Origin of the sequence: Microcoleus sp. B4-C2, from assembly GCF_036705265.1 — a bacterium.
In the GTDB taxonomy this organism is placed as follows: Bacteria; Cyanobacteriota; Cyanobacteriia; order Cyanobacteriales; family Microcoleaceae; genus Microcoleus.
The window spans coordinates 271,918-279,239 of record NZ_JAUBUB010000001.1; the positions used below are offsets into that span (position 1 = coordinate 271,918).

General features: G+C 46.7%; 5 protein-coding genes and 1 pseudogene. 4 read left to right on the forward strand and 2 right to left on the reverse strand.

Annotated features, from left to right (window positions below):
• Positions 1-253: 253 nt before the first annotated feature.
• The 4 genes from QUB20_RS01105 (at position 254) to QUB20_RS01120 (ending at position 6,543) form a co-directional block, all read left to right on the forward strand.
• Positions 254-1,435 (forward strand): RNA-guided endonuclease TnpB family protein, encoded by a 1,182-nt coding sequence (locus QUB20_RS01105; protein ID WP_333242406.1) that lies wholly within the window; start codon positions 254-256, stop codon positions 1,433-1,435.
• Positions 1,436-1,502: 67 nt separating this feature from the next.
• On the forward strand, positions 1,503-2,684 hold the full coding sequence (hetZ, locus tag QUB20_RS01110; RefSeq protein WP_333236274.1) for a heterocyst differentiation protein HetZ: 1,182 nt from the start codon (positions 1,503-1,505) through the stop codon (positions 2,682-2,684).
• Complete coding sequence (locus QUB20_RS01115; protein ID WP_333236276.1) at positions 2,677-3,747, forward strand: hypothetical protein; 1,071 nt, start codon at positions 2,677-2,679, stop codon at positions 3,745-3,747. Before hetZ ends, QUB20_RS01115 begins: the two co-directional genes overlap by 8 nt.
• A gap of 432 nt (positions 3,748-4,179) precedes the next feature.
• Positions 4,180-6,543, forward strand: coding sequence for a DUF3488 and DUF4129 domain-containing transglutaminase family protein (locus QUB20_RS01120; protein WP_333242411.1), 2,364 nt, complete (start codon positions 4,180-4,182; stop codon positions 6,541-6,543).
• A gap of 395 nt (positions 6,544-6,938) precedes the next feature.
• Here the strand turns inward: QUB20_RS01120 and QUB20_RS28555 are convergent, their stop codons facing one another.
• Together QUB20_RS28555 and QUB20_RS28560 are read right to left on the reverse strand one after the other, a co-directional pair.
• Entirely contained in the window at positions 6,939-7,106 is a 168-nt protein-coding gene (locus tag QUB20_RS28555; protein ID WP_445299358.1) for a hypothetical protein, read from the reverse strand.
• 3 nt (positions 7,107-7,109) lie between these two features.
• Positions 7,110-7,235 (reverse strand): annotated as a pseudogene (locus tag QUB20_RS28560) (DUF433 domain-containing protein); the annotation flags it as partial.
• Between the last annotated feature and the right edge of the window lie 87 nt (positions 7,236-7,322).

The following is a 7,322-nucleotide window of genomic DNA, read 5'->3' on the forward strand; positions in this document are numbered from 1 at the left end:
ATTAAAAAAAAGCAGTCCTCAGCGTTTGCAGCGAGGAGGAGATCGAGGGCATTACAGTTTTTCCTATGTGGGGAATACGGGCTAAAGTAGCCGTAGGAAAGATTGATCCATACTTTTACTAACTGTGCTACTTTCATCAGAAATTTGGGTTTGAAACCCCGTCCTTCTAGGACGGCTTTACATGAATTTTTGTTAATACCTACCATTTCACCCAAGACGTGCTAGTATGTGAAATGGTGTACTTAAAATAAGTATGACACTAAAAGCCTTCAGCTATCGATTCTACCCAACGCCGGAACAAGAAAGTTTGTTGCGACGTACTTTGGGTTGTGTTCGTTTGGTCTACAACCGTGCTTTAGCCACAAGAACTGAAGCTTGGTACGAAGAACAGAAACGGGTAGGCTATGCTGAGACTTCTTCAATGTTAACCGAATGGAAGAAAACAGAAGAGTTGAATTTTCTCAATGAAGTTAGCTGTGTGCCATTGCAGCAATGTTTGAGACATTTACAAACGGCTTATACCAACTTTTTTGATGGGCGGGCCAAATATCCTAACTTCAAAAAGAAACGCAATGGTGGTAGTGCAGAATTTACCAAGTCAGCATTTAAGTTCAGAGATGGACAAGTCTACCTAGCAAAAAGCACACAAGCGTTACCAATTCGCTGGAGCCGGACACTACCTGATGGTGCAACACCATCAACCTTAAGCGTGAAGCTTGCACCATCAGGTAGGTGGTCAGTTTCTCTGTTGGTGAATGTTGAAATTGAAGCATTACCTCAGTCAGGCAGTCAAGTTGGTATCGACCTGGGAGTTACAAGCTTGCTCACTCTAAGCACTGGCGAAAAGATTGCCAATCCCAAAGGATTCAAGGCAAAATATCGCAAACTTAGAAAAGCGCAAAAATCTTTAAGTCGCAAGCAAAAAGGGTCAAACAACCGTCACAAAGCACGGCTTAAAGTAGCGAAAGTGCATCAAGAAATCACTGATGCAAGGAAAGATAGTCTTCACAAGTTAACAACGCGGTTGGTGTGTGAAAACCAAACCATCGCCGTAGAAGACTTAGCTGTGAAGAATATGGTTAAAAATCCCAAACTGGCCCTAGCTATAAGTGATGCAAGTTGGGGGGAATTAGTCGGACAACTTGAATACAAGTGTAAGTGGTACAGCCGTACTTTAATTAAGATCGATCGCTGGTTTCCGAGTTCTAAACGGTGTGGCAATTGCGGACACATCGTTGACAAGATGCCGTTAAATATCCGGGAATGGGATTGTCCTAATTGCGACACTCACCATGACCGAGATATTAATGCGGCAAAAAATATTTTGGCGGCAGGGCTTGCCGTGTCAGTCTGTGGAGCGACCGTAAGACCAGAACAGAGTAAATCTGTTAAGGCTGGTGCGAAATCCCCGTCAGGGACGGAAGCAGAAACCTAAGTCGTGAGTCTTAGGAATCCCCGTGCGTTTACGCCGGGGTGGATGTCAATGTTAGCTGTAAACCATCATGCGGGAAATCTGCCAGAGCGTGGAAACCATATTTGAACGGCTGTTAGACGAACTCAAAAAGTCCACTCGCGCGTCTGAGCAGAACTGCCAAGATGTAGCAGGGCGACTCGCAGCAGAAGTCAACAGGATATGCACAGAAAGCCAGCGGATTCAAGCCTCTGGAGATATAGAAGGTTCAGCCCAGACCCTCGCTCAGCACCGCTTGCAACAATGCCTCCACTATTACAATTTAGGCTCCGGGCCCGGTCGAGTAGAATTGCACAGTACCCTCAGCGCGATCGTCTATCGCTACATCACCCCTCCGCAGGTGCAGTCTAGCTATCAGGCGCGAGTAGAACTGATCAAAGATTTTTTGCAAGGATTTTATCTGGAAGCTTTAAAGGCATTCCGGCGCGAAACCCAACTACCACCTACCTACAGTCCCCGCACTCGCTTAGAACTAGCAGAGTACATGGCCTTTGTAGAGCGCTTCGGCAAGCGGCGCATTCCTTTACCTCGGAACCGCAGCCAGCAACTCATTATTTTACGGGCCCAAACCTTTTCCCAGCAGCAGCCCAAAGAAACCTCCGTAGATATGGAACAAGCCGCCGACGGAGGGGCTTCTGATTCCGACCAAACTTGGAACGATACCTCGGTGCACTCCGTGCGGGAAGCGATGGCCGGACAGGGTTCCGCTGCAATTCGCCCCCAAGGCGACGAGTCAGAATCTCTGCGGCAAAACGTGATTGACGAATTAGTCGCTTACTTGAAAGATCGCAATCAACAAGACTGCGCCGATTACTTCGTGCTGCGCTTGCAAGACTTGCCGACTAATGAAATAGAGTCGCTTCTGGGCATAACTCCCCGCCAAAGAGACTATTTGCAGCAGCGCTTCAAGTACCATTTGCTCAGGTTCGCCATGTCGCACCGCTGGGAACTCGTTCACCAGTGGCTGGAAGCAGACTTAGATCGCAATTTGGGTTTGCTGCCTTCTCAGTGGCAGGCGTTTGGCGAGCAAATTGGCCCAGAGGGACAGCGTTTGCTAAAGTTGAAACAACAGGGTCTGTCAGAGTCAGCGATCGCCCAAACCCTGGGCAGCACGGTAGCCCAGGTACAGAAGCGGTGGTTTAAATTGCTGGAACTTGCGTGGGAATTGCGAAATCGTTCAGATTCCGGAGAAGGGGCATCTAGTGATGAATAACGAAACGAACAGGGATGCAGAGGCTTTCGATCGCCATTTTTTAGACTGGATATTGCAGGCGCCGATCGCGAATGCCTCTAGCGAAGATGAGGAAAACCTCAATCCATCCCCTCGCTCACAAGAGTGGGGCGACACAGAAGACAATTCCGGGGTGGAATACTGGGAATGGGACGAACCAGACCCGCTGGACTATCAAGTGGGGGCGCACAACAATGCACCCGCACAACCGCTGACAATTGGAGAAATACCGACCGTGCAAGACCGTTTTCAGACCTTGTTAAAAGAAAGGCTTAGAGCCGAAATTGAATCTAACCCGCCGCTGTTCCCCTGGGAAACAGAATTCAAAAGCTACGACCACGATTACCCAGACGATGTAGCCCCGCAATGGGTTCCCCCCCTACACCTCTGGACTCCCCAACTACAAAATATCAGGTGGGGCCGCCTGCCAATTCCGATCGCCCAAGGGGTTTTTGCTCAACTGCTAGAACCTTGTCAGGAATTGGTAATGTCGTCGCTGCGGCAAGGCTCGAAGTTAGTTCGCGCTGTAGATGGCTTATTTCCGGGCCAGTCTCAGGAACTCAACGAGTTAGCTGGTTTAGTGCTCCGAGGTTCTTTGCGGGGACTTCTAGATTTAGAAGATTTCCCGAATTACGAAGCAGCGAGTACCGATCAACAAATGGTGCTGTCGCTGTTGGCAGCCAAGGAAATCATTGAGTCTCTAACTCTCGATTGTCCTGTAAATCAGCCACCGGTTTCGCGGGAGTGGCTGACTGGTTTGGGTGCGCTGACTCTGGAGGCTCAATATCTGTCGAACCGCAACAGAGAACAGCCAATGCCGTGTTTAAGAGTTGAGTGCCAATTTCCGGGGGCAGGAAGTTTGGAACTCAAGGGAGGAGATGCCGAAGCAACTGCACATCGTCCGAATTCCGGGCATTTAAGTGTGGAGTTGTTTGACCCGCAACCTAACAAGACTTATGCTCTAGAAGTTCGATTCCAAAACTTCGATACCAGACCTTTGATGTTTGCTATTCGTCCAATTTGGACAGGACAAGATAGCAACTAGAAAGGTATAATTAGAGTAAAGAATTTAGCTTTTTACTCTGTGGTTTGACCTCACACAAAACAGATGCAATCCCTCGACTTCGGTCGTGGAAAGCAAAAAAAAATTAGATATTAGTTCAAGCCCTCAGATTCATCTGTGGAGTAAATCTAAAATCTAATGACAGAGGAATAAGATTTGGAGATTAGTTAAAACCCAGATTAATCTGTGGATTCAATCTAAAATCCAAAATCTAAAATGGTTTGACCGAGAAATAAGATTTAGATATTAGTTAAAACCCAGATTAATCTGTGGGTTCAATCTAAAATCTAAAATCTAAAATCTAAAATCGTTTGACAGGGAAATAAGATTTAGATATTAGGTAAAATCCAGATTAATCTGTGGATTCAATCTAAAATCTAAAATCTAAAATCTAAAATAGTTGGATGGGTGCACATGACAACTGATAACCTGCGAAATATACCTGTGTTGGGTAAGCTGTGGGAGCAGATTGAGGCCATGCCTCCGCCGGTGATTGAGGATTCTTTACTGCTGCGAATCCTAGTTCAGTTGTTGGTGATTGTGGGAATTGTAGCTACTGACGTTGCTGCTGAAGAAGCCCTGAACCTGTGGGCTGTGCCTGTTAGTATTGTGGGAGCAACTTGGAGTTGGTACCGCCGCCGCGATCGCAATGTAGCTGCTAAGTTCTGCATAGCTATTGGAATGCTGGTGGCGCTGTTCGCTTTTTTTAGCCGCTTGGTGGGAGAATTGAATGATACGCGGTTAGTTTTGGCGCAACTGTTAATCCAACTTCAAGTGCTGCACAGTTTCGATTTGCCCCGCCGCAAGGATTTAGGGTATTCGATGGTAATCGGGCTAATTTTGTTAGGGGTAGCAGCGACTCTCAGCCAAACCTTGACTTTTGCGCCGCTATTGTTGGTGTTTTTGGCTTTAGCGCTTCCAACTTTGGTTTTGGATTATCGATCGCGCTTGGGATTTTTGAAGCCAGAAGCCATTGGCGAAAAAGCACAAGGTAAAGGGAAAAATGATAGCCTGTCGCTATTTGCGGCTACTTTATCCCCAAAGTATTTTGCTTGGCTGCTGCTGATAACTGTCGGATTGGGGCTGACTATTTTTGCGTTTTTGCCACGCCTCCCTGGCTATCAGTTGCGGACTTTTCCGGTGAGTGCTCCTATTGAATATCAGGGGGAGTTTGACGAGCGCAGCATTCTGAATCCAGGGTATGTTAGAGGGGGAAATGAAAAAGGAACTGGCGGAGGAACGGGGAGAAACCCAGACTCTGGGCCAGGAGAGGTAGACTCTACTTTTTATTACGGTTTCAACCAGCGTATTAATCAAAATTTGCGGGGGGAAATGAAACCAGAAGTGGTGATGCGGGTGCGATCGCAGGCTGCGGGTTTTTGGCGAGTATTAGGCTTTGACAAATACACCGGTCAGGGTTGGGAAATTTCTCGCAACGAACAAGCTCAAAAGCTTACTCGGCCTAGGTGGTCTTATCAATTTTATCTGAATCCTTTTCCCAATGCGCCTCGGACTCAAGAGGTGATTCAAAGTTATACTATTGTCGCTCAGTTGCCGAATTTGATTCCAGCTTTAAACAAGCCGAAGGAGCTTTATTTTCCGAGTCCAGAGGTGGCGATTGATGCGGAGGGGGGTTTGCGAGCGCCTGCAGCATTGGGAGAGGGTGTGACTTATACGGTGATTTCTAATGTGCCTTTTCGCGATCGCTCTTTGTTGGGGAAAACTGGTACTGATTACCCGAAAAATATTCGCAAGTTTTATTTGGATGTGCCCCCGGAAATTGCCCAAAAGGTGCGAGAAAAAACTGAAGAAATCTTGGCGGCAAGAACTAGAGTATCTCAGTCGGAAAGACCGATAGATTCTCCTTACGAAAAAGCTTTGTATTTGGCTCAATATTTAAAGCAAAATCCGAATTACAAAATAGAAAAAGCTTTGCCTTACTTAGAAGAAGGTGAAGATTTAGTCGAGGGTTTTCTGTTTGGCTACAAAAACACCCAGGACGGCAAAAAAGTTACAGGGGGATATCCAGACCACTTTTCGACGGTACTGACAATTATGCTCAGATCGATCGGGATTCCGGCCCGAATGGCTGGCGGTTTCGATACGGGGGAATTCAACCCGTTTACTGGTTACTATGTTGTGAAAAATACCGACGCTTTTTTGATGACGGAGGTATATTTTCCCAATCACGGCTGGTTTGGTTTTAATCCGATTCCCGGTTATCCGCTGATTCCGGCTTCGGTGGAAGACAACCAGACTTTTAGTGCGATCGAATCGTTTTGGAAGTGGATCGCGGGTTGGCTACCGACTCCTCTCAGAAGCGGGCTGGATTCAGTTATAGGTTTTCTAATTGGCTGGATAACTTTGATTGTAGGCTGGTTTCTGGGACAGTTTGCTAGGGGTTGGGTGGGGTTATTTACTGGTTTGATTGCTGCGATCGCCTTTGGCTTTATTGGCTGGTTAATTTGGCAACTGTGGCGCAAGTGGCGCCACCGCCGCTGGCTGGCGAAGTTGCCGCCGGTGGAGGGGGTTTATCAGGAAATGCTGAAGGATTTGGCGAGTAGGGGTTTTGCCAAGCAGAAAGCTCAAACGCCTTTGGAGTATGCTGAGGCAATGCGCGGGAATCATGCAACTGATGAAGCTGAGGTGATTGATGAAGTTTCGCAAGCTTACGTGCGCTGGAAGTATGGCGGGGAATCGGGTAATTTGAACCAGTTGCGGCAGTTGGTGGAAAATTTGAGGCGATCGCACTTAAAGAAACTCAAAAAGTTAAGATAAAAATCGGCGATGGAAATTGCTTCTACACAAATAGGAGTTACGGAGAAAAACCCAAGAAACCGGGTTTTTCCGGTTTCTACGGCTGCATGGCGTCTTCTGGGCAAAAACCAGGTTTCTGGCCACCCGCGCATCATCTGATTGCGATCGCAAAATTTTCACTCTTAATACAGTCTCACGCTTTCAATCATTGGTTTGATGAGCAACAATGAGGCGATCGATTTCTTGGTGATGGCGATCGTAATAACGCCAAGCATTCTCTAGATCCCGATCCGAGTGTGGATTTATGTTAAGGGGAGATGAATGATTCGGTCTTGGTATTAGTTGCGTTTCCGGCGAAGCTGTGTAGCATAAATGGGCGTAACATTCTCATCCATCAAATATTTAAGTGCCATTCCTCAAGCACCCTGGATCGCGGTTTGCCTTTCCCGTTCAGCTTTCAATTTTCGCAATCTTTCTGCTGCTGGATGGGGATTTGCTGCTTGCATTTTTCGCTGCTGATGCGACCACTCCAACCAATCTTGCAAATATCTACTTACTGATTCTTGATTTTGTAAATAATACAAAATAGTCGTATAAACTTCGGCTAAACTGAGAGAGGGATAGAGTTGCTGAATTTCTTCTGGGGTGCGTTCCCGATAAATATACTCATACAGTACCGTCTCAATCCCGATGCGATGTCCTTTAATACGAATATCATCCGGTGCAGAAGTGTTGAACGCTTATTGATAGGATTCTGAAAATAGACATACGAATCCTATAAAATGCTGATTTCAGCAATT